This window comes from Clavibacter sp. (assembly GCF_014802555.1).
Taxonomy (GTDB): Bacteria; Actinomycetota; Actinomycetes; order Actinomycetales; family Microbacteriaceae; genus Clavibacter; species Clavibacter sepedonicus.
The window spans coordinates 1-19590 of sequence record NZ_JAAVCB010000087.1; the positions used below are offsets into that span (position 1 = coordinate 1).

Consider the following 19590-nt stretch of genomic DNA (forward strand, 5'->3'; position numbering starts at 1 on the left):
CGACCACGCAAAACGCTCGACTGGGACACCCCAGCCGAGCGAATGCGTGCTCTACTGACAACCATCTAAATCATCAGGTGTTGCGACGACCACGAGAATCCGCCCTCGGAGGTGGCGGGGCATCGCCATGCGCGCCGAGGCGGATCAGCCGGAGGCGGTGATCCCGAGGTTGACGGTGGACCCACGGCGGACCATGGCCCCAGCATCCGGGGTCGCCGACGCGACCTTCGTGATGCTGTCGGGCAGGGCGTCCCAGAAGGCGGAGTACGCGTACTTGAAGCCCGCCTTGTCGAGCTCGGCTTTCGCGCCATCGCGCGTGAGGCCGACCACCTTCGGCACCGCGACCAGGTCGGGCCCCTTGGAGATCTCGAGCCCCACCTTGCTGCCGGGGGCGTCGCCGAGTCCCGAACGCACCGGGTTCTGGTCGAGGGCGTAGACCGAGATGACCTCGCCCGCGTCGACGTCGTCGCTGAAGCTCTGCTTCCCCGGCTCGCCGACGAGCCCCGCCTGGCCGAGCGTCGCCTTGGCCTGGTCGACGGAGCGGCCGTTCACCTGGGGGATCTTGCCTGCGGCGACCACGAGGGTCACCGTCTGCTGCTCGGGGTACTGCGCTCCGACGGGGGCTCCCGACGAATCCAGCACCTGCACGACGGTGCCCTCGGCGGCGTCCCCGTACTGCCGGACGGTCGCCTCCTGCACGACGAAGGGCACGCCCTCCAACCGCGTGCGGGCGTCCGCCTCCGCAGCCCCGACCACGTCGGGCACGTCGAGGAGCCGCGGTCCGGTCGAGGCGTACACGGTCACGGTGGATCCCTGGTCGACGGGCGTCCCGGATGCCGGGACGCTGCGCGTCACGTGCCCCACCTCGACGTCCACGCTCGGCTCCTCCGCGCGCGCGACGACGAAGCCCTGCCCCTGTAGGGTCCCCGCCGCGTCGTCGACGGCCATCGCCGTGACGGAGGGCACGGGCGCGCGCGCGCCCGGGCCCTGGCCGTAGTACCAGCCCGTGCCGCCGGCGACGGCGGCGAGCATCACGACGAGGAGCGCGAGCATCCAGCCGCGCGAACGACGACGCGATCCGGCCGCCGCGAGCGCGACGACGGACTCCGGCTCGGTGCGCTCGGTCTCCTGCCGCGTCATGACGAGAGGTCCGCCCACCACCTGCGTCTCGCCGGTCGTGACGGGCGGGAGCGCGGGGGCGCTCGGGAAGACGACGGTGCGCTGGAGCGGCGCCGGGTCGCCCGACCGCGCGTCGAGCCGGTTCTGCACGGCGTAGAGCTCATCGAGGAGCGCCCGGGCGTCGCGGGGACGCTGCTCGGGGTCCCGCGCGGTCGCCCACAGCACCAGCTCGTCGAGCTCGACGGGGACGGACGCGTTGGCCGTGCTGGGGGTCGGCACCTGGTCGTTCGCGTGCTGGTAGGCGATCTGCATGGGCTGCTCGCCCTTGAACGGCTGCTCGCCCGCGAGCATCTCGTACATCATGATGCCGACCGCGTAGATGTCGCTGCGGGTGTCGGCAATGCCCCGGGTGACGAGCTCGGGGGAGAGGTAGGCGATGGTCCCGAGGAGCGCCTGCCCCGTCGCGGTGTTCGCGCTGACGGCGCGCGCGAGGCCGAAGTCGCCGATCTTGATGCGCCCGTCGTCGGCCAGCAGCACGTTCTCGGGCTTCAGGTCGCGGTGGACGATGCCGGCCTTGTGCGCGGCGGCGAGGCCCGAGAGCACGGCCTCGAGGATGTCGAGGGTCTGCTCGGGCGTCAGCCGCTCGTACTCCTGCAGCAGCTCGCGCAGCGTCATCCCGGGGAGGTACTCCATGACCAGGTACGCCATGTCCGAGTCCTGGCCCTGGTCGAACACGTTGACGACGTTGGGGTGCGCCAGCCGCGCGGCCGAGCGCGCCTCCTGGATGAAGCGGTCACGGAACGCGCTGTCGTCGGCGAGGTGGCCGTGCATCACCTTGACGGCGACGCGACGCTCGAGCCGGAGGTCGGTGGCGACGTAAACCGTCGCCATCCCGCCGCGCGCGATGCGGGACCTGACCTGGTACCGACCGTCGAGGAGACGGCCGATCATGGGGTCGGTCGGGCTGGAGGTCACTGGTCGATTCTAGGGATCGCCGGTGCCGAGGCCTCCCCGGCACACCGGTGCGCCGCCGCCCGTGTGCGCGTGCGGATCCGCGTCAGCCGATCTCGTCGAGCCACGCCCAGGCGGAGGCCTCCCACTTGGCGTAGGCATCCGGGTACGCGGAGTACTGGACGGCCTGCGCGGCCTGGGTGACGGTCATCGACTTCCATCCCGCGATGTCGAGGAGGCCGCGCGTGGCTCCGGGGTTCGGGTTGACGCTGCCGCCGAAGAAGGCGCGCGCCGCGTACACGGGGTCGTTGAGCTGAGCGGGCTGGCCCCAACCCTGGCTCGGGCGCTGCTGGAACAGCCCGATCGAGTCGCGGTCACCCCAGTCGAGGTTGCGGAGCGTCGACTCCTGCGCAGCGGTCGCGAGCGCGATGACGAGCCCGTAGTCGCTGACGCCGGCCGAGCGCCCGACCTGGACGATGACGCGCGCGTTGCTCCGCATCTCGTCGGTCATGATCGTGGTCCCGTCGAGCGACGCGACCTGCACCACGGCGGTCGACGCGTGCGGGATGGTGAGCTTGCTGCCCGCGTAGATGATGCTCGACCAGTTGAGGCCGTTGGCGTTGAGGAGGTCCTGGACGGTGACCCCGGACTTCGTCGCGATGCTGTGCAGGGTGTCGCCGGTCGCGATCGTGTACGTCCCGGAGAGGCCCTGCTTCGCGGCGGGGGATGCGCTGGTCGGGGTCGCGGGCGTCGCCGGCGCCGCGGAGGATCCCGCTCCCGGGATCGTGAGGCGGTTGCCGGGGAAGATCGTGCTCGTGGCCTGGAGGCCGTTCGCCTGGAGTACCGACGACGTCGAGACGCCGTGCTTGCCGGCGATGCCGGTCACCGTGTCGCCCGCCACGACCGTGTAGCTCGCGCTGGATCCGGTCGGCGCGGCGACGGGAGCCGCCGTCGAGGAGCCGGAGCCGGAGCCGCCGAGCGTGAGCGTCTGGCCGGGGAAGATCGTGGTCTTCCAGCCAAGGCCGTTCTGCGCGAGGACGGATGCGGTGGAGAGGCCGAACTGCCCGGCGATGCTCGAGACCGTGTCGCCCTGCTCGACGACGTACGTGGAGGGCGCGGCCACGGTGGGGGCCGCTGCCGGGGCTGCCGTCGGAGCGGCGACGCGGGGGAGCTTGGTCTGCGTCGGGCCGGACTTGGCCTTCGGCACGCGCTTGACGGGTGCGGCTTCGGCAGGTGTCGCCATGCCGAGGCTCACCGCGAGGGAGCCGACGAGCACGATGGGCATGGTCGCGAGGAGCGCCTTGGAGCGGCGATTCGCCGAGCGTCCTGTGGCGGTGTCCGAGGACCGGCTGGGGTCCCGAGGAGAGGTGGGTTCGGTCATGGGCATGCTGGTCTACTCCGGCCGTCGTGCTCGATTCCCTGATGCAGGTGTTCCACGTTAACACGCAGCGAGAGGAAAGGGCACATAAGGGACGGATGTGACTGGAGTGAACAGCGACATGCGTCTTCGGCGGATAGGCAGACGAACGGCATCGTCGAGCGCCCCGCGCCCGCACGCCCGGTGCCGACGTCGACTCAGGACGTGCCAGCATGTGAGGCGTGAACGAGCCCTATGCCGACCGTGAGTGGTTGACCGTCCCCGATCTCGTCGACCTCCTGGGTCTCACCGTCAGCCGCGTGCGCCGGCTCATCGAGGACAGGCGCCTGCTGGCGGTCCGCCTCGACGGCGTGCTCAAGGTGCCGGCCGTGTTCCTGCGCGACGGCGAGCCGCTGTCCGAGCTCCGGGGCACCGTCATCGTGCTCGGCGACAACGGCTTCACCGACGAGGAGGCCATGCACTGGCTCCTCACGGAGGAGCCCAGCCTCGGCGCGGCCCCCGTGGACGCCCTGCTCGCCGGACGCAAGGCCGAGGTGCGACGGGTCGCCCAGGCCAGCGCCTGACCCGCGTCCGCGTCCACGCCGCGTCGTGAGCGGCGACCCCGTCGCCGTCGTCTCAGGTGACGCGACGGGTGACGCTGTCGACGAGGAGCTCGAGCTGGTTCCTCGCGCGGGCCCCGATCGGTGCGTCACGCAGCGCCGCCAGGGACTCCCGCACGTAGCGCGCGATCATCCCCTCGACCTCGTCGAGGGCACCGCTCTCGCGCAGGACCGACTGGAGCGCCCGGATCTGCTCGTCGTCGAGGTCCGCATCCCCGAGGAGCGCGTCGACCGTCCGGCGCACCCCGTCCGGCAGCCGACGTCGGGCCAGCGCGATGAGGACCGTGCGCTTGCCCTCCCGGAGATCGTCGCCGCTCGGCTTCCCGGTCACGGCGCTGTCGCCGAAGACGCCGAGCACGTCATCGCGCAGCTGGAACGCGATGCCGAGCGGCAGTCCGACGGCTCGGAGCGCCGCGACCTGCTCGGGCGTCGCGCCCGCCAGGCTCGCGCCGACGACGAGCGGAGCCTCGATGCTGTACTTCGCGGACTTGTAGACGATCACGTTGTGGGCACGGGCGAGCGTGTCGTCCTCGGGGACGGTCGGCCACGCGACCTCCTCGAGCACGTCGAGGTACTGGCCGAGCGTGACCTGGGTCCGCATCGTCGCGAGCTCCGCGCGGGTGGCACGGGCGGCGGACCCGTCCGCGAGCGCCAGGAGCGAGTCGATGAGCAGCTCGTCGCTCCATCCCAGGAGGAGGTCGCCGAGGAGGGTCGCCCCGGCCTCGCCGAAGCCCGCCGACGATCCGCCCCAGCCGCTCGCCGCGTGCAGCGCCTCGAAGCGGCGGTGCGCAGCGGGACGGCCTCGCCGCGTGTCGGAGCGGTCGATGATGTCGTCGTGGATGAGGGCCGCGGCGTGGAAGATCTCGAGGCCCGCGGCGACGCCGACCACCGCGCGGTACCCCGGTCGCTCCTCGCCCTGCGGGCGTCCGGCGGGAGAGGGCTCGAGGTCGATGACCGACCGCCAGCCCCAGTAGCAGAACTGCGCGCGGAAGCGCTTCCCGCCTCTCAGCAGATCCGAGGAGAACTCCTGGATGGGCACAAGATCCGGGCTGATCTCCCGGAGTCCCGCCGCCTGCGCCGTCAGGAAGTCGTCGAGGCGGGTCTGGACGTGGCTGACGAGGCGGTCGCTTTCGGGCACCCGCCTAGCCTAGCCAGGGGCAGGGAGCTAGAATCCACAGGTGAACACCAACGCGTCGTCCCGAGCCTGAGGGGAACATGATGCCGCTTTCCGAGCAAGAGCAGCGCCTGCTGGAGGAGATGGAGCGCAGTCTCTATCGCAACGACGCAGACTTCGTGGCGACCGTCAGCGGCCGACGCAGCAGACCCAACTACACGATGGTCGTGGTCGGCGTCCTGGTCATCGTCCTCGGCATCGCTGCCCTGGCAGCAGGCGTCATCACCAAGCTGGCCATCATCGGCATCCTCGGCTTCGCGATCATGATCATCGGGGCGCTCCTCATCTTCAGCCCGCGCGATGCGGCCGCCGATGCGTCGGCCCCGACCCCGCCCCGGGCCGCTGGCCGCGGTCCCGGCAAGCGACCCGCCTCGTCGTCCTCCTTCATGGACCGCATCAACGAGCGCTGGGAGAAGCGCCAGGGCGGTCAGGACTGACCTCCACCTGAGGCGGTCCTCCACCGCCCTCCACTCGACCCGAAGGGGCCGATCCCGAACCGGGATCGGCCCCTTCTCGTGTCCCCAGCACCATCCGCATCTCTCCCCGGCGCTCCCCGTGCGGTCCCTCGACCGCTCGCGGGGCGCTTCTGCGTGTCCGCGGCGCGCCGGTCGCGTGATTCCCCTCCACATCCCTCCCCTCGGCACAAACCCCGTATCCGCGGGCATCGGGGGACACGCGCCGCGTATTTGCCTCGCATCCCTGGCGGTGAGTGGAGGGCTGTGGAGTAAAGTGGAGCAAGTCCTGAACCACGGCCGGAGAGACAGGGGGTGTCGGTGTGTTCCTCGGCACCCATTCGCCTCGTCTCGACGACAAGGGGCGGCTCATCCTCCCCGCGAAGTTCCGCGACGAGCTCGAGGGCGGCGTCGTCATGACGCGCGGCCAGGACCGCTGCATCTACGTGTTCACGACGCGCGAGTTCGAGGAGCTGCACGACCGGATGCGCCAGGCCCCGCTCGCGAGCAAGCAGGCGCGCGACTACATGCGCGTCTTCCTGTCCGGGGCGAACGCCGAGACGCCGGACAAGCAGCACCGCATCACCATCCCGCAGGCTCTGCGCACCTACGCGGGCCTCGACCGCGAGCTCGCGGTCATCGGCGCGGGCAGCCGCGTCGAGATCTGGGACGCCGGCACGTGGGACGAGTACCTCACCGCCAACGAGAGCGCGTTCGCCGACACCGCGGAGGAGGTGATCCCCGGCCTGTTCTGACCCCGGCCCCTGACTCCCAGCCGTCCGACGCCCTGCCGCACTTCCCCGGTGGCAGGTCGGGACGGATGGGGATCAGGAGCCGCGGACAGGGCAGCGGGATGCCATGGCCCTCGACGACATCCACACCCCCGTCCTCCTCGAGCGGTGCCTCGAGCTGCTCGCCCCCGCCCTCCAGGGCGAGGGCGCCGTCCTGGTCGACGCCACCCTCGGGATGGCCGGCCACTCCGAAGCGTTCCTCGACGCGCTGCCCGGGCTGCGCCTGGTCGGCCTCGACCGCGACCCGGACGCCCTCGCCATCGCGGGGGAGCGGCTCGCCCGCTTCGGCGACCGGGTGCACCTCGTGCACACCGTCTACGACGGGATCGGCCGGGCGCTCGACGGGCTCGGCATCGGCGAGGTCCAGGGAGTGTTCTTCGACCTCGGCGTCTCGTCCCTCCAGCTCGACCGCGTCGAGCGCGGCTTCTCGTACTCGCAGGACGCGCCCCTCGACATGCGCATGGACGGGACCGCGGGCCTCACCGCCGCGCAGGTGGTGGCGGAGTACGACGAGCTCGAGCTGCGCCGGATCTTCTACGACTACGGCGAGGAGAAGCTCGCCCCGCGCTACGCGAGCCGCATCGTCCAGGCCCGCGAGGTGGAGCCGATCACCACGTCGGCGCGGCTGGTGGAGATCATCCAGCAGGCCACGCCCGCCGCGGTGCAGCGGGCCGGGCACCCGGCCAAGCGCGTGTTCCAGGCGCTGCGCATCGAGGTCAACCAGGAGCTGAGCGTCCTGGCGCGCGCCATGCCGGCTGCGATCGACCGGCTCGCCGTCGGCGGTCGCGTGGTCGTCGAGTCGTACCAGTCGCTCGAGGACCGCATCGTGAAGCGCGAGCTGCGCGTGCGGTCCACCAGCACCGCGCCCGTCGGCCTCCCCGTCGAGCTCCCCGAGCACCGTCCCGAGCTGAAGCTCCTCGTCCGCGGCGCCGAGCTCGCGGACCAGCACGAGATCGCCCAGAACCCCCGCGCCGCTTCCGTCCGGTTGCGCGCCGCCGAACGAGCCAGGAGGCGACACGCATGACCGATGCAGCACGCGCGACCGCGCGTCCCCGGATCCGGCCGTCCGCCGAGCCGCCCACCCGCCACATCGAGGTCGTCGCCACCCGCGGCCAGCGCCGCGCCCGTCCGCGCACCGTCTACGCCGTGATCGTCGTGGGCGGGCTCTTCGTCGTCCTCCTCGCGCAGCTGCTGCTCTCCATCGGCCTGTCCGACGGGGCGTACGCGATCCAGTCCCTCCAGCAGCAGCAGAAGGAGCTCGACCGCACGCACCAGGCGCTCACCGAGGACGTCGACAGGCTGTCGTCCCCGCAGAACCTGGCACGGAACGCCCAGGCGCTGGGCATGGTGGCGAGCGCATCGCCCTCCTTCCTCTCCCTCGACGGCACCATCCAGGGCACGCCGCAGGCGAAGGACGGCGCCACGACGGCGCTGACGGCGGACACGCTCATCGGCAACTCGCTCCTCTCCGGCGTCCCGCTCACCATCGAGAGCGACCCGGCCAAGCGCGCGGCCGCCCTCCAGGCCGCGACCGCGCAGGACGGCGCGGCCGCTGTCGACCCGGGCTCCGCGATCCCCGGGTCCGCGGAGTCCGCCGGCGGTGTGACCGCCGGGACCCCGAGCGCGCCTCCCGTGTCGGGCGCGGCCTCCGGGCTAGCGTCGGCCACGGCGATCCCGACCCCGCAGACCCGCTGACGCCGCCCCCCCCGAGGGGCAGCGGCCACCGCACGACACCGCTCCGACGGAGCACCGCACCGCATCGCAGGCATCGAGAGGAACTACCGAGTGAGCACGATCTCGAACCGACGGCGCATCGCCTTCTCCCTCATCGCGATCCTCGCCGTCATCGGGGTCTTCGTGGTCAAGCTCATCGACATCCAGGTCGTGCAGGCCACGGAGCTCAACGAGGAGGCGCTCGGCAAGCGGGCGATCTCGCAGACGCTCCCCGGCGTGCGCGGCAGCATCTACGACGCGGACGGCAAGGTGCTCGCGGACAGCGTCCTCCGCTACGACGTGACGATGGACCCCTCCAAGGCCGGCGACTTCACCCGGACCGTGACGGGCGACGACGGCAAGCCGGTCAAGCAGGACGTCTCGCTCGCCGACGCGGAGGCGCAGCTGGGCGCGATCACCGGGCAGAAGCCCGAGGAGATCGACGGGCTCATCACGGGCGCGCTCGCCAAGGACCCGAAGTCGCTCTTCGGCTACGTGACCAAGGGCGTCGACGTCGACGCGTACCTGGCCATCCGGGACCTCAAGATCCCGTGGATCTACTTCCAGGCCGTCTCGAGCCGCACCTACCCCAACGGGCAGATCGCGGGCAGCATCCTCGGGTACATCGCGGGCGACGGGACGGTCAAGGCCGGGCTCGAGCAGGAGTACGACTCGTGCCTCGCCGCCCAGGACGGCGCCCAGACCTACGAGCGCGGCGCGGACGGCGTGCCCATCGCCGGCAGCACCGTCACGCAGAAGCCCGCCGTCGACGGCAGCGACGTGATGACCAACATCGACACCGACCTCGAGTACTTCGCGCAGACCGCGGTCGCCGAGCAAGCCGTGAAGGTGGGCGCCGACTACGGGCACGCGACCATCGTCGAGGTGAAGACGGGCAAGGTCCTCGCGGTCGCCGAGTATCCGTCCGTCGACCCCAACGACGTGTCCGCCACGAAGCCCGAGGACCGGGGGAGCCGGGCGTTCAGCTCGCCGTTCGAGCCCGGATCCACGCTCAAGGCCGTGACCGCCGCCGCCCTCCTCGACTCGGGCAAGGCCGATGCCGGCACGCACGTGGTGGCGCCCTACACGTTCACCCGTCCGAACGTGAAGCTCAGCGACAGCTACGTGCACCCCGACCTCCACTTCACGCTCGCGGGCGTGCTCATGGACTCCTCGAACACGGGCATCTCGGCGCTCGGCGAGCGCCTGTCGGCCTCCGACCGCTACGACTACCTCAAGGCGTTCGGCGTCGGCGAGAAGACGGCCATCGACTTCCCCGGCGAGAGCAGCGGCCTCGTCCGCCCCTGGCAGGAGTGGGACCCGCAGACCAACTACGCGACCATGTTCGGCCAGGGCCTCACGACGACGGCGCTCCAGGTCGCGAGCATCTACCAGACCATCGGCAACCACGGCGTGAAGCTGCCGCTGTCGCTCGTCTCCGGCTGCAAGGCCGCCGACGGGACCGTGACGGACCAGCCGGACACGACCGGCACGCAGGTCATCTCGCCCCAGGCCGCCGACTCGACCGTCAACATGCTCGAGACGGTCGTCACCGACGGCCACCTCTCCAAGGACCTCACGATCCCGGGCTACCGGGTCGCCGCGAAGTCGGGCACGGCGCAGGTCGCGGAGGCCGACGGCAAGTACGGCAAGAACTACCTGGTGTCGATCGCGGGCCTCGCGCCGGCCGAGGACCCCCAGTACGTCGTGTCGATCAGCCTGGCCAATCCGGATACCATGAAGTCCTCGGCGGCCGCGGCGCCGGTCTTCCAGAAGATCATGTCCCAGGTACTGAAGACCTACCGGGTCCCGCCCTCCAGCGTGCCGTCCCCGAACCTCCCGACGACCTACTGAGAGATGAGGGCGATGACCTTCCCTGCCACTCCCGCCCTCCGCCCCGAGCATCCCGTCGCACGGTCGCTGTCCGGCCTGGTGAGCGACTTCGCGCTCGACGTCGTCGGCGACGTGGACGACGTGGAGGTCACCGGCGTGACCCTGTCCTCCTCCGACGTGCAACCGGGTGACCTCTACGTGGGGCTCCGCGGCGTGCGCGTGCACGGCGCGCGCTTCGCCTCCGACGCGGCCGCCAGCGGCGCGGTCGCGGTGCTCACCGACCCCGACGGGCTCGCCGAGGCGCGGGACTCCGGCCTGCCGGTGATCCTCACCCCCGACCCCCGTGCGGCCCTCGGCGACATCGCCGCGTGGGTCCACCGCTCGGCGGAGAACCCGGCGACGCTGTACGGGGTCACAGGCACGAACGGCAAGACGAGCGTGGTCTACCTGCTCGACGGGTTGCTCCGCCAGCTCGGCGTCGTGACCGGGCTCACGTCGACGGCCGAGCGCCGCATCGGCGAGGAGAGCATCACCAGCCGGCTCACCACGCCCGAGGCGAGCGAGCTGCACGCGCTCCTCGCCCGCATGCGCGAGGCCGAGGTCCGAGCCGTCACGATCGAGGTCTCGGCGCAGGCCCTCACGCGGCACCGCGTCGACGGCCTCGTGTTCGACGTGGCCGCGTTCATCAACCTGAGCCACGACCACCTCGATGACTACGCGGACTTCGAGGAGTACTTCGAGGCCAAGGCCGCGTTCTTCGACCCCGACCGCGCGCGCCGCGGCGTCGTCTCGCTGGACACGGTGTGGGGGCAGCGCATCGTGGAGCAGTCCCGGATCCCGATGACCACCATCTCCGCCCAGCCCGGCATCGAGGCCGACTGGAGGGTCACCGTGCTCGAGCAGACGCCCGACTCGACCGGCTTCCGCCTCGAGGGGCCCGACAACCGCGTGCTCGTCTCCAGCGTGCCCGTGCCCGGCTGGTTCATGGCCGCCAACGCGGGGCTCGCCATCGTGATGCTCGTCGAGTCCGGCTACGACCTCGACGCGGTCGCCCACGTGCTCGACCGCGACGGCGGCATCCAGGCGTACATCCCGGGTCGCGCCGAGCGGGTGTCCGGCGACACCGGGCCCCTCTTCTTCGTCGACTACGGGCACACCCCGGACGCGTTCGAGCAGACCCTGCAGGCGCTCCGGCCGTTCACGCCCGGCAAGCTCGTGATGGTGTTCGGCGCCGACGGCGACCGCGACACGACGAAGCGCGCGGAGATGGGCGCCATCGCGGCCCGCCTCGCGGACGTCGTGGTCATCACCGACTACCACCCCCGCTACGAGGACCCGGCGTCCATCCGGGCGAGCCTCATCGCGGGCGCGCGGGCCGCGGTGCCCGACCGCGAGATCCACGAGGTGCCCGACCCCGCCACCGCGATCCGCACCGCGGTGTCGCTGGTCGGCGAGGGGGACACCATCCTCGTCGCCGGACCCGGGCACGAGGACTACCACGAGGTGGCCGGGAAGAAGATCCCGTTCTCCGCCCGTGACGACGCGCGCGCGGCCCTCCGCGACGCAGGCTGGAGCTGACATGATCGCCCTCACCCTCGCCGAGATCGCCGAGGCGGTCGACGGCCGCCTCCTGCTGCGCGGCGACGCGACCGCGCAGACCGTCGTCGACGGCGTCGTCGACACCGACAGCCGGCTCATCGGGCCCGGCGGGATCTTCGTCGCCAAGCCCGGCGAGGAGACCGACGGCCACCTGTTCGCGCCCTGGGCCGTCGAGGCCGGCGCCGCGCTGCTCCTCGTCGAGCGCGAGCTCGACCTGCCCGTGCCCCAGGTGCTCGTGCCCGACGTCGTCGACGCGCTCGGCCGGCTGGCGCACGAGGTCGTCGCGCGGGTGCGCGCGCTCGGCGAGCTCCGGATGGTCGCGGTCACCGGGTCCAACGGCAAGACCACGACCAAGAACCTGCTCCACGCGATCCTCGAGACCCAGGGCGAGACCGTGTCGCCCGTCGCGTCGTTCAACAACGAGGTCGGCGCGCCGCTCACGATGCTCAAGGTGACGCGCTCGACGCGGTTCCTGGTCGCCGAGATGGGCGCGAGCGGTCTCGGGGAGATCACGCGCCTGATCCGCATGGCGAAGCCCGACGTCGGCATCGTGCTCACCGTGGGCCTCGCGCACGCCGGCGGCTTCGGCGGCATCGAGCGGACGCTCGTGACGAAGACGGAGATGGTCAAGGACCTCCTGCCCGAGGACACCGCCGTGCTCAACGCGGACGACCCGAGGGTCGCGTCCATGAGCGACAAGACCCAGGCGCCCGTGCTCTGGTTCGGCCGGGACGCCCGCGCCGCCGTCCGCGCGACCGACATCGTCGCGTCCGCCGCGGGCACGACCTTCACGCTGCACCTGCCCGACGGATCCACCCGTCCCGTGTCCTTCCGCGTGCTCGGCGAGCACCACGTCACCAACGCGCTGGCCGCCGCGGCGGGAGCGTGGGCGCTCGGCGTCGACGGCGACGCCATCGTCTCCGCCCTGCAGACCGTGCAGCGTGCCGAGCGGTGGCGCATGGAGGTGCTCGGCGGCAACGGCGTGACCGTGATCAACGACGCCTACAACGCGAGCCCCGACTCCATGGCCGCCGCCCTCCGCACCCTCGCGCAGATCCGCGGCCCGGAGCAGCGCACGGTCGCCGTCCTCGGCGAGATGAGCGAGCTCGGAGAGTTCTCCGAGGAGGAGCACGACCGCGTGGGCCTCCTCGCGGTGCGCCTCAACATCGGCCAGCTCGTCGTGGTGGGCCGCCCCGCGCGCCGCCTGCACCTCGAGGCCATCGGGCAGGGGTCATGGGACGGCGAGTCGATCTTCGCCGAGGACGCGGCCGAGGCCCGCGAGATCCTCGACGGGATCCTCCGCGACGGCGACCTCGTGCTCGTGAAGTCCTCGAACTCCGCGGGACTCCGCTTCCTCGGGGACGAGCTGGGGGAGAAGTACTCGTGGTAGCCCTCCTCGGCGCGGGCGCCATCTCGCTCGTCTTCACGCTCTTCCTGACGCCGCTGTTCATCAAGCTGTTCCACCGGCTGCAGTGGGGCCAGTTCATCCGCGACGACGGTCCGCAGTCGCACCACACCAAGCGCGGCACCGCGACCATGGGCGGCATCGTCATCATCCTGGCGAGCGTCATCGGCTACTTCGCGGGCCACCTGCTCACGTGGGACGGGATCCGCTTCGACCCCGTGACGCCGTCGGGCCTCCTCGTCGTGTTCATGATGGTCGGCCTCGGCTTCGTCGGGTTCCTCGACGACTACCTGAAGACCCGCAAGCAGCAATCCCTCGGGCTCGGCGGCTGGCAGAAGATCGCCGGCCAGGTCATCGTCGCCACCGTGTTCGCGGTGCTCGCCATCACGCTGCGCGACCCGGTGTCGGGCCTCACGCCGGCGTCGACCGCCATCAGCCTGTTCCGCGACCTGCCGCTCGACTTCATGGCGCTCGGCGCGGTCATCGGCACGGGCCTGTTCATCGTCTGGATCTGCCTCATCGTCGCCAGCGCCTCCAACGGCGTGAACGTGGCCGACGGGCTCGACGGGCTCGCGGCCGGAGCGTCGATCTTCTCGATCGGCTCGTACGTGATCATCGGCTTCTGGCAGTTCAACCAGTCGTGCGACAGCGTCTCCAGCTACCAGAACGAGTACCGCTGCTACGAGGTGGCGAGTCCGCTCGACCTCGCGATCATCGCGGCCTCCATCGTCGGCGCCCTCATCGGCTTCCTCTGGTGGAACACCTCGCCCGCGCAGATCTTCATGGGCGACACCGGCTCCCTCGGCCTCGGCGGCGCCCTGGCGGCCCTCGCGATCCTCAGCCGCACCGAGCTGCTGCTCGTCTTCATCGGCGGCCTGTTCGTGATCGTCGCGGGCTCGGTGGTGCTGCAGCGCGCCTACTTCAAGATCACCAAGGGCAAGCGCATCTTCCTCATGAGCCCGCTCCACCACCACTTCGAGCTCAAGGGCTGGGCCGAGGTCACGGTCGTCGTGCGCTTCTGGATCATCGCCGGCCTGCTGGTCGCGGCGGGCGTCGGCACCTTCTACCTGGAATGGATCACGCAGTAGAGATGACGGACGCTCCCCTCCACGACGGCCAGGCGCACGCGCGACCCGACTACCTGCACAGCTGGCACGACGACTGGACGGGCCTCCGCGTCGCGGTCCTCGGCCTCGGCCGCACGGGCTTCTCGGTGGCCGACACCCTGATCGAGCTCGGCGCGGACGTGCTCGTGGTCGCCGCCGACACGTCACCCGAGCGGCTGGCGCTGCTCGACGTGATCGGCGGGCGCCTGGTGCGCCCCACCGACGAGGAGCCCGTGCCCGCCGAGCTCGTGGCCTTCGCACCCGAGCTCGTGGTGGTGTCGCCCGGCTACGCGCCCACCCACCCGCTGCCCGCGTGGGCGACGGACGCGGGGATCCCGCTGTGGGGCGACATCGAGCTCGCCTGGCGCGTGCGCGACAAGACGGGCACGCCCGCCGAGTGGATCACCATCACCGGCACTAACGGCAAGACCACGACCACGCAGCTCACGGCAGCTCTCCTCCAGGAGGGTGGCGTCCGCGCGGTCCCGTGCGGGAACATCGGCCTGCCCGTGCTCGACGTGGTCCGCCACCCGGACGGCTTCGACGTGCTCGTCGTCGAGCTCTCGAGCCACCAGCTGCACTACATGCGCGAGGTGCGGCCGTACTCGAGCGCCTTCCTCAACCTGGCCGACGACCACCTCGAGTGGCACGGATCCCGGCAGGCGTACGCCGCCGCCAAGGGCCGCGTCTACGCCGACACGCGCGTCGCGTGCGTCTACAACCGCGCCGACCGCGCCACCGAGGACGCCCTCCGCCACGCCAACGTCCAGGACGGCGCGCGCGCCATCGGGTTCGGGCTCGACGCGCCGGGGCCGAGCGACCTCGGCATCGTCGACGACATCCTCTGCGACCGCGCGTTCCTGGAGGAGCGGTTCACGAGCGCCCTCGAGCTGACCACGCTCGACGAGCTGCGCGCGGTCGGGCTGGCCGCCCCGCACATCGTGCAGAACGTCCTGGCCGCGGCCGCCCTTGCCCGGTCCTATGGCGTCTCGCCGGCGGTCGTGCGGCAGGCGCTCCAGCGCTTCGAGCTCGACAGCCACCGCATCGAGCGGATCGGGGAGCGCGACGGCGTCGCGTTCGTCGACGACTCGAAGGCCACCAACCCGCACGCCGCGTCCGCGTCGCTCGCGGCGTTCCCCTCGGTGGTGTGGCTCGTCGGCGGCCTCCTCAAGGGCGTCGAGCTCGACGACCTGATCCGGGCGCACGCGGCACGCCTACGCGCCGCGATCGTGATCGGCGTCGAGCGTGCCGAGCTGCTCGCGGCATTCGCGCGACACGCGCCCGACGTCACGGTCCTCGAGGTGGCCGAGAGCGACACTGATGAGGTCATGCGGTCCGCCGTGCGGCTCGCGGCGGGCGTGGCCCGGGAGGGCGACACCGTCCTGCTGGCCCCGGCGGCGGCATCCATGGACCAATTCACCGACTACGCCGATCGCGGACGCCGATTCCGGGCCGCGGTCGACCACCACCTGGGAGGTGCGGCGGATGACACTGCCCCCGAGAACGACGCGGACCCCTCGCGCGGCTGACGCGCCGGGCCTCCGCGGTCCGCGCACCCCGCAGGCGACCGACGAGCCCACGCAGGAGGGGACGCAGCGCCGCGGCCTCGCCGCGCGGATCCACCTCGGCCGCGCCTTCCACGCGGAGAGCGGCTCCTACTTCCTGCTGCTCGGCACGACGCTCTTCCTCGTGGTCTTCGGTCTGGTGATGGTGCTGTCGTCGTCGAGCATCGACTCGTTCGTGGCCGGCGGCGGCTTCTTCGGCATCTTCCTCAAGCAGGGCATGTTCGCGCTCATCGGCGTGCCGCTCATGCTCCTGGTCTCGCTGGTGCCGCCCATGTTCTGGAAGCGCTGGGCGTGGGTGCTCCTCCTCGCGGCATCCGCCGTGCAGCTGCTCGTCTTCGGCCCCATGGGCGTGAAGGTCGGCGAGAACATCGGCTGGATCCGCATCGCCGGCACCACGTTCCAGCCCGCCGAGCTCATCAAGGTGGGCCTCGTGATCTGGTTGGCGTTCATCCTCGCGAGGAAGCGCCACCTGCTGCGCACCTGGCCGCACATCCTCATCCCCGTGCTGCCCGTCGCGGGCGGGGCCGTCGGCCTCGTCGCGCTCGGGGGCGACCTGGGGACCGTCATCATCATGGCGAGCATCGTGCTCGGCGCCCTGTTCTTCGCGGGCATCCCCATCGGCAAGCTCACGCTCATGCTCACGATCGGCTCCGTGCTCGCCGTGCTCATGACCGTCATCAGCGACAGCCGCATGCGCCGCGTCACCGAGTTCCTCACCGGCCAGTGCGACTACGCGGGCGGCTGCTGGCAGTCGACCCACGGCCTGTACGCGCTGGCGGCCGGCGGGATCTTCGGCGTCGGCCTCGGCAACTCGAAGGCCAAGTGGATGTGGCTGCCCGAGGCCGACAACGACTACATCTTCGCGATCATCGGCGAGGAGCTCGGCCTCATCGGCGCGATCGTCGTCATCCTCCTGTTCGTGGTCCTCGCCATCGGCTTCATCCGCGTGATCCGCGCCAACACCGACACGTTCGCCCGCGTCGCGACGGGCGCCGTCATGACGTGGATCATCGTGCAGGCGTTCGTGAACATCGGCGTGGTGCTGAACCTGCTCCCGGTGCTCGGGGTGCCGTTGCCGTTCGTGTCGTCCGGAGGCTCGTCGCTCGTGACGACGCTCGTCGCGATGGGCATCGTGCTGGGCTTCGCGCGGCGGCCCACGACGGAGGAGTCGCCCGACGTCGTGCCCGCCGTCATCGGGATGCGCTCGTGACCGTCTACCTGCTCGCCGGCGGCGGCACCGCGGGGCACGTGAATCCGCTGCTCGCTGTGGCCGACGAGCTGCGCGCCCGCGAGCCGGGGTCGACGATCCTCGTCCTCGGCACGCGCGAGGGCCTCGAGTCGCGGCTCGTCCCGGCGCGCGGCTACGAGCTGCTGACCATCGCGCGCCTGCCGTTCCCGCGTCGCCCGAACGGTGCTGCCGTGCGCTTCGCGCCGGCGTTCACGCGGGCCGTCGGGCAGATCCGCCGCATGATCGCCGAGCGCGGCGTCGACGTGGTGGTCGGCTTCGGCGGCTACGCGGCCGCGCCCGCCTACCTCGCCGCGCGCCGCTCGGGGGTCCCCGTCGTCGTCCACGAGGCCAACGCGTCGCCCGGGCTCGCCAACCGGCTGGGCGCCCGCGTCGCGACCGCCGTGGGGATCACGTTCCCCGGCACGGCGCTCGGCCCGCGCGCCGAGGTCGTCGGCATGCCGCTCCGCCGCGAGATCGCGACCCTCGACCGCGACGCCGTCCGCGACGCCGCGCGCGCCGAGCTCGGCCTCGACGCCGACCGGCCGACGTTGCTCGTCACGGGCGGATCCACGGGCGCCCGCAGCCTCAACCGCACGGTGGTGCAGGTGGCCGAGCGCATCACGGCGACGGGCGCGCAGATCCTCCACATCGTCGGCGGCGCACAGGAGTTCACCGACCCGGGCGTCGAGCGCTACCACGTGGTCGGCTACTCCGACCGGATGGAGCTCGCCATCGCCGCGGCCGACCTCGTCGTCTCCCGCGCGGGCGCCGGCGCCCTGTCCGAGCTCACTGCCGTCGGCATCCCCGCGGTCTACGTGCCGTACCCGGTCGGGAACGGCGAGCAGGCCGTCAACGTCCGCGGCGTCGTCGCGGCCGGCGGCGGGATCGTCGTGGCCGACGCCGACTTCACCCCCGACTGGGTGCTCGCGCACGTCGTCCCGCTCCTGTCCGACCCGGCGGCGCTCGCGCGCATGTCCGAGGCGGCGGCCTCCGTCGGCACGCGCGACGGCGCGGCCCGCATGGCCGACCTCGTCCGCGACGCCGTCGCGTCCCGACCCTCCCGGCCCGCCGTGCGGCGCTGACCGCGCGCCGCCGCCCGCCCGCTTCCCACCTCCCGAGGAGACCGCACGTGATCGCACCCGACCTGACCATGGACATCCCGACCGAGCTCGGGCGCGTCCACTTCGTGGGCATCGGCGGGTCCGGCATGAGCGGGATCGCCCGCCTGTTCCTCGCCGCCGGGCACCGCGTCACCGGATCCGACTCTCGCGACTCCGACGCCGTGCAGGCGCTCCGGGAGCTGGGCGCCGAGATCCACGTCGGCCACGACGCCGCGCACGTGGGCGACGCCGACGCGCTCGTCGTCACGGGCGCGCTCTGGCAGGACAACCCCGAGTACGTGCTCGCGAAGGAGCGGGGCCTGCCGATCCTGCACCGCTCGCAGGCGCTCGCCTGGCTCATCTCGGGGCAGCGCCTCGTCGCGGTCGCCGGCGCCCATGGCAAGACCACCTCGACGGGCATGATCGTCACCGCGCTCCTCGAGGCGGGCCGCGACCCGTCCTTCGTGAACGGCGGCGTGATCGGCGGCATCGGCGTCTCGAGCGCCCCCGGATCCGAGGAGCTGTTCGTCGTCGAGGCCGACGAGTCCGACGGCTCGTTCCTCCTCTACGACACGGCCGTCGCGCTCATCACGAACGTCGACGCCGACCACCTCGACCACTACGGCTCGCACGAGGCCTTCGACGACGCGTTCGTGCGCTTCGCGAGCGCCGCCTCGGAGCTCGTCGTCATCTCCAGCGACGACCCCGGCGCGCGCCGCGTGACCGCCCGCATCGAGGGCCGCGTCGTGACCTTCGGCGAGGACCCCGCCGCCGACATCCGGATCACCGACATCGTCACCGACGGCCCCGTCGCCTTCACCCTCACGCACGACGGCGTCTCCCGCCGTGCCGCGCTCCGCGTCCCCGGACGCCACAACGCGATCAACGCCGCGGGCGCCTACGCCGTGCTCGTGGGCCTCGGCGTGGATCCCGACGACGCCATCGCCGGCCTGGCCGGCTTCTCCGGCACCAGCCGGCGCTTCGAGCTGCACGCGGAGGTCCGCGGCGTCAGCGTCTACGACGACTACGCGCACCACCCCACCGAGGTCCGCGCGGCGCTCGAGGCCGCGCGCACGGTCGTGGGGGAGGGGCGCATCATCGCCGTCCACCAGCCGCACCTCTACAGCCGCACGCAGATGATGGCCGGCGACTTCGCGCGCGTCTACGAGGAGCTGGCCGACCACACGATCGTGCTCGACGTCTTCGGCGCCCGCGAGGACCCGATCCCGGGCGTCACCGGCGCCCTCGTCTCCGAGCGCTTCGCCGATGCGAGCCACGTCGACTACCTGCCCGACTGGCAGCAGGCCGCCGACCGCGCGGCCGAGATCGCGCGGGACGGCGACTTCATCGTGACCCTCAGCTGCGGCGACGTGTACCGGATCATCCCGCAGGTGATCGGCGCCCTCGAGCGTCCCGCCGGATCCGCGCAGCCCGCCGCGTCCTCCCGGCCCCGCGAGTGAAGCGGCCCGAGGGCTTCGACCGGCCGCGGGTCCCGAAGCCGCCCGCGCCCGACGCCCCCACCGGCTCGGCCGAGGCGGAGGCCCGTGGTCGCCGCGGATCCCGCCCCGCCGCGCCCG

Annotated in this window: 16 protein-coding genes; 13 read left to right on the forward strand and 3 right to left on the reverse strand. The window is 72.1% G+C overall.

Annotation, left to right across the window (positions count from 1 at the left end):
- Positions 1 to 144: 144 nt before the first annotated feature.
- Positions 145 to 2094, reverse strand: coding sequence for a Stk1 family PASTA domain-containing Ser/Thr kinase (gene pknB, locus HDR73_RS10020; protein ID WP_041464488.1), 1950 nt, complete (start codon positions 2092 to 2094; stop codon positions 145 to 147).
- Positions 2095 to 2176: 82 nt separating this feature from the next.
- On the reverse strand, positions 2177 to 3457 hold the full coding sequence (locus HDR73_RS10025) for a LysM peptidoglycan-binding domain-containing protein (protein ID WP_012298739.1): 1281 nt from the start codon (positions 3455 to 3457) through the stop codon (positions 2177 to 2179).
- A 212-nt stretch (positions 3458 to 3669) separates the two neighbouring features.
- Here HDR73_RS10025 and HDR73_RS10030 point away from each other — a divergent pair, with 212 nt between their 5' ends.
- Positions 3670 to 4011, forward strand: a complete 342-nt coding sequence (locus HDR73_RS10030) for an Rv2175c family DNA-binding protein (RefSeq protein ID WP_041464490.1) — start codon at positions 3670 to 3672, stop codon at positions 4009 to 4011.
- A 52-nt stretch (positions 4012 to 4063) separates the two neighbouring features.
- Here the strand turns inward: HDR73_RS10030 and HDR73_RS10035 are convergent, their stop codons facing one another.
- Complete coding sequence (locus HDR73_RS10035) at positions 4064 to 5185, reverse strand: polyprenyl synthetase family protein (protein ID WP_012298741.1); 1122 nt, start codon at positions 5183 to 5185, stop codon at positions 4064 to 4066.
- Between the two features lie 77 nt (positions 5186 to 5262).
- Between HDR73_RS10035 and HDR73_RS10040 the strand changes: the two genes are divergently transcribed.
- From HDR73_RS10040 to murC, 12 genes are all read left to right on the forward strand, one after another.
- Entirely contained in the window at positions 5263 to 5658 is a 396-nt protein-coding gene (locus HDR73_RS10040; RefSeq protein WP_094146254.1) for an SCO2097 family morphological protein, read from the forward strand.
- 338 nt (positions 5659 to 5996) lie between these two features.
- A complete protein-coding gene (gene mraZ, locus HDR73_RS10045) occupies positions 5997 to 6428 on the forward strand; it encodes a division/cell wall cluster transcriptional repressor MraZ (protein ID WP_012038555.1) in 432 nt (143 codons plus the stop codon).
- Between the two features lie 103 nt (positions 6429 to 6531).
- Entirely contained in the window at positions 6532 to 7488 is a 957-nt protein-coding gene (gene rsmH / locus HDR73_RS10050) for a 16S rRNA (cytosine(1402)-N(4))-methyltransferase RsmH (protein WP_012298743.1), read from the forward strand.
- Entirely contained in the window at positions 7485 to 8159 is a 675-nt protein-coding gene (gene ftsL / locus HDR73_RS10055) for a cell division protein FtsL (RefSeq protein WP_012298744.1), read from the forward strand. The genes rsmH and ftsL overlap by 4 nt, the downstream gene beginning before the upstream one ends.
- Before the next feature lie 90 nt (positions 8160 to 8249).
- Entirely contained in the window at positions 8250 to 10031 is a 1782-nt protein-coding gene (locus HDR73_RS10060) for a peptidoglycan D,D-transpeptidase FtsI family protein (protein ID WP_041464491.1), read from the forward strand.
- Positions 10032 to 10043: 12 nt separating this feature from the next.
- Positions 10044 to 11588: a Mur ligase family protein gene (locus tag HDR73_RS10065; protein WP_012298746.1), complete on the forward strand. Its 1545-nt coding sequence runs from the start codon at positions 10044 to 10046 to the stop codon at positions 11586 to 11588.
- 1 nt (position 11589) lies between these two features.
- A complete protein-coding gene (locus HDR73_RS10070) occupies positions 11590 to 12999 on the forward strand; it encodes a UDP-N-acetylmuramoyl-tripeptide--D-alanyl-D-alanine ligase (RefSeq protein ID WP_041464927.1) in 1410 nt (469 codons plus the stop codon).
- Positions 12993 to 14102, forward strand: a complete 1110-nt coding sequence (gene mraY, locus HDR73_RS10075; protein ID WP_012298748.1) for a phospho-N-acetylmuramoyl-pentapeptide-transferase — start codon at positions 12993 to 12995, stop codon at positions 14100 to 14102. The genes HDR73_RS10070 and mraY overlap by 7 nt, the downstream gene beginning before the upstream one ends.
- A 2-nt stretch (positions 14103 to 14104) precedes the next feature.
- Positions 14105 to 15649, forward strand: coding sequence for a UDP-N-acetylmuramoyl-L-alanine--D-glutamate ligase (gene murD / locus HDR73_RS10080; RefSeq protein ID WP_012298749.1), 1545 nt, complete (start codon positions 14105 to 14107; stop codon positions 15647 to 15649).
- Positions 15606 to 16895: a putative lipid II flippase FtsW gene (ftsW, locus tag HDR73_RS10085; RefSeq protein WP_012298750.1), complete on the forward strand. Its 1290-nt coding sequence runs from the start codon at positions 15606 to 15608 to the stop codon at positions 16893 to 16895. The genes murD and ftsW overlap by 44 nt, the downstream gene beginning before the upstream one ends.
- Positions 16892 to 17995, forward strand: coding sequence for an undecaprenyldiphospho-muramoylpentapeptide beta-N-acetylglucosaminyltransferase (murG, locus tag HDR73_RS10090; protein ID WP_012298751.1), 1104 nt, complete (start codon positions 16892 to 16894; stop codon positions 17993 to 17995). Before ftsW ends, murG begins: the two co-directional genes overlap by 4 nt.
- 47 nt (positions 17996 to 18042) lie before the next feature.
- On the forward strand, positions 18043 to 19473 hold the full coding sequence (gene murC / locus HDR73_RS10095) for a UDP-N-acetylmuramate--L-alanine ligase (RefSeq protein WP_012298752.1): 1431 nt from the start codon (positions 18043 to 18045) through the stop codon (positions 19471 to 19473).
- The last annotated feature ends 117 nt before the right edge of the window (positions 19474 to 19590 follow it).

What these genes read in the sequence shown, in the direction of transcription:
- HDR73_RS10025 (WP_012298739.1), bottom strand. Translation starts at nt 3,457, where the DNA reads ATGCCCATGACCGAACCCACCTCTCCTCGGGACCCCAGCCGGTCCTCG.
- HDR73_RS10040 (WP_094146254.1), top strand. Translation starts at nt 5,263, where the DNA reads ATGATGCCGCTTTCCGAGCAAGAGCAGCGCCTGCTGGAGGAGATGGAG.
- rsmH (WP_012298743.1), top strand. Translation starts at nt 6,532, where the DNA reads ATGGCCCTCGACGACATCCACACCCCCGTCCTCCTCGAGCGGTGCCTC.
- ftsL (WP_012298744.1), top strand. Translation starts at nt 7,485, where the DNA reads ATGACCGATGCAGCACGCGCGACCGCGCGTCCCCGGATCCGGCCGTCC.
- HDR73_RS10065 (WP_012298746.1), top strand. Translation starts at nt 10,044, where the DNA reads ATGACCTTCCCTGCCACTCCCGCCCTCCGCCCCGAGCATCCCGTCGCA.
- HDR73_RS10070 (WP_041464927.1), top strand. Translation starts at nt 11,590, where the DNA reads ATGATCGCCCTCACCCTCGCCGAGATCGCCGAGGCGGTCGACGGCCGC.
- murD (WP_012298749.1), top strand. Translation starts at nt 14,105, where the DNA reads ATGACGGACGCTCCCCTCCACGACGGCCAGGCGCACGCGCGACCCGAC.
- ftsW (WP_012298750.1), top strand. Translation starts at nt 15,606, where the DNA reads ATGACACTGCCCCCGAGAACGACGCGGACCCCTCGCGCGGCTGACGCG.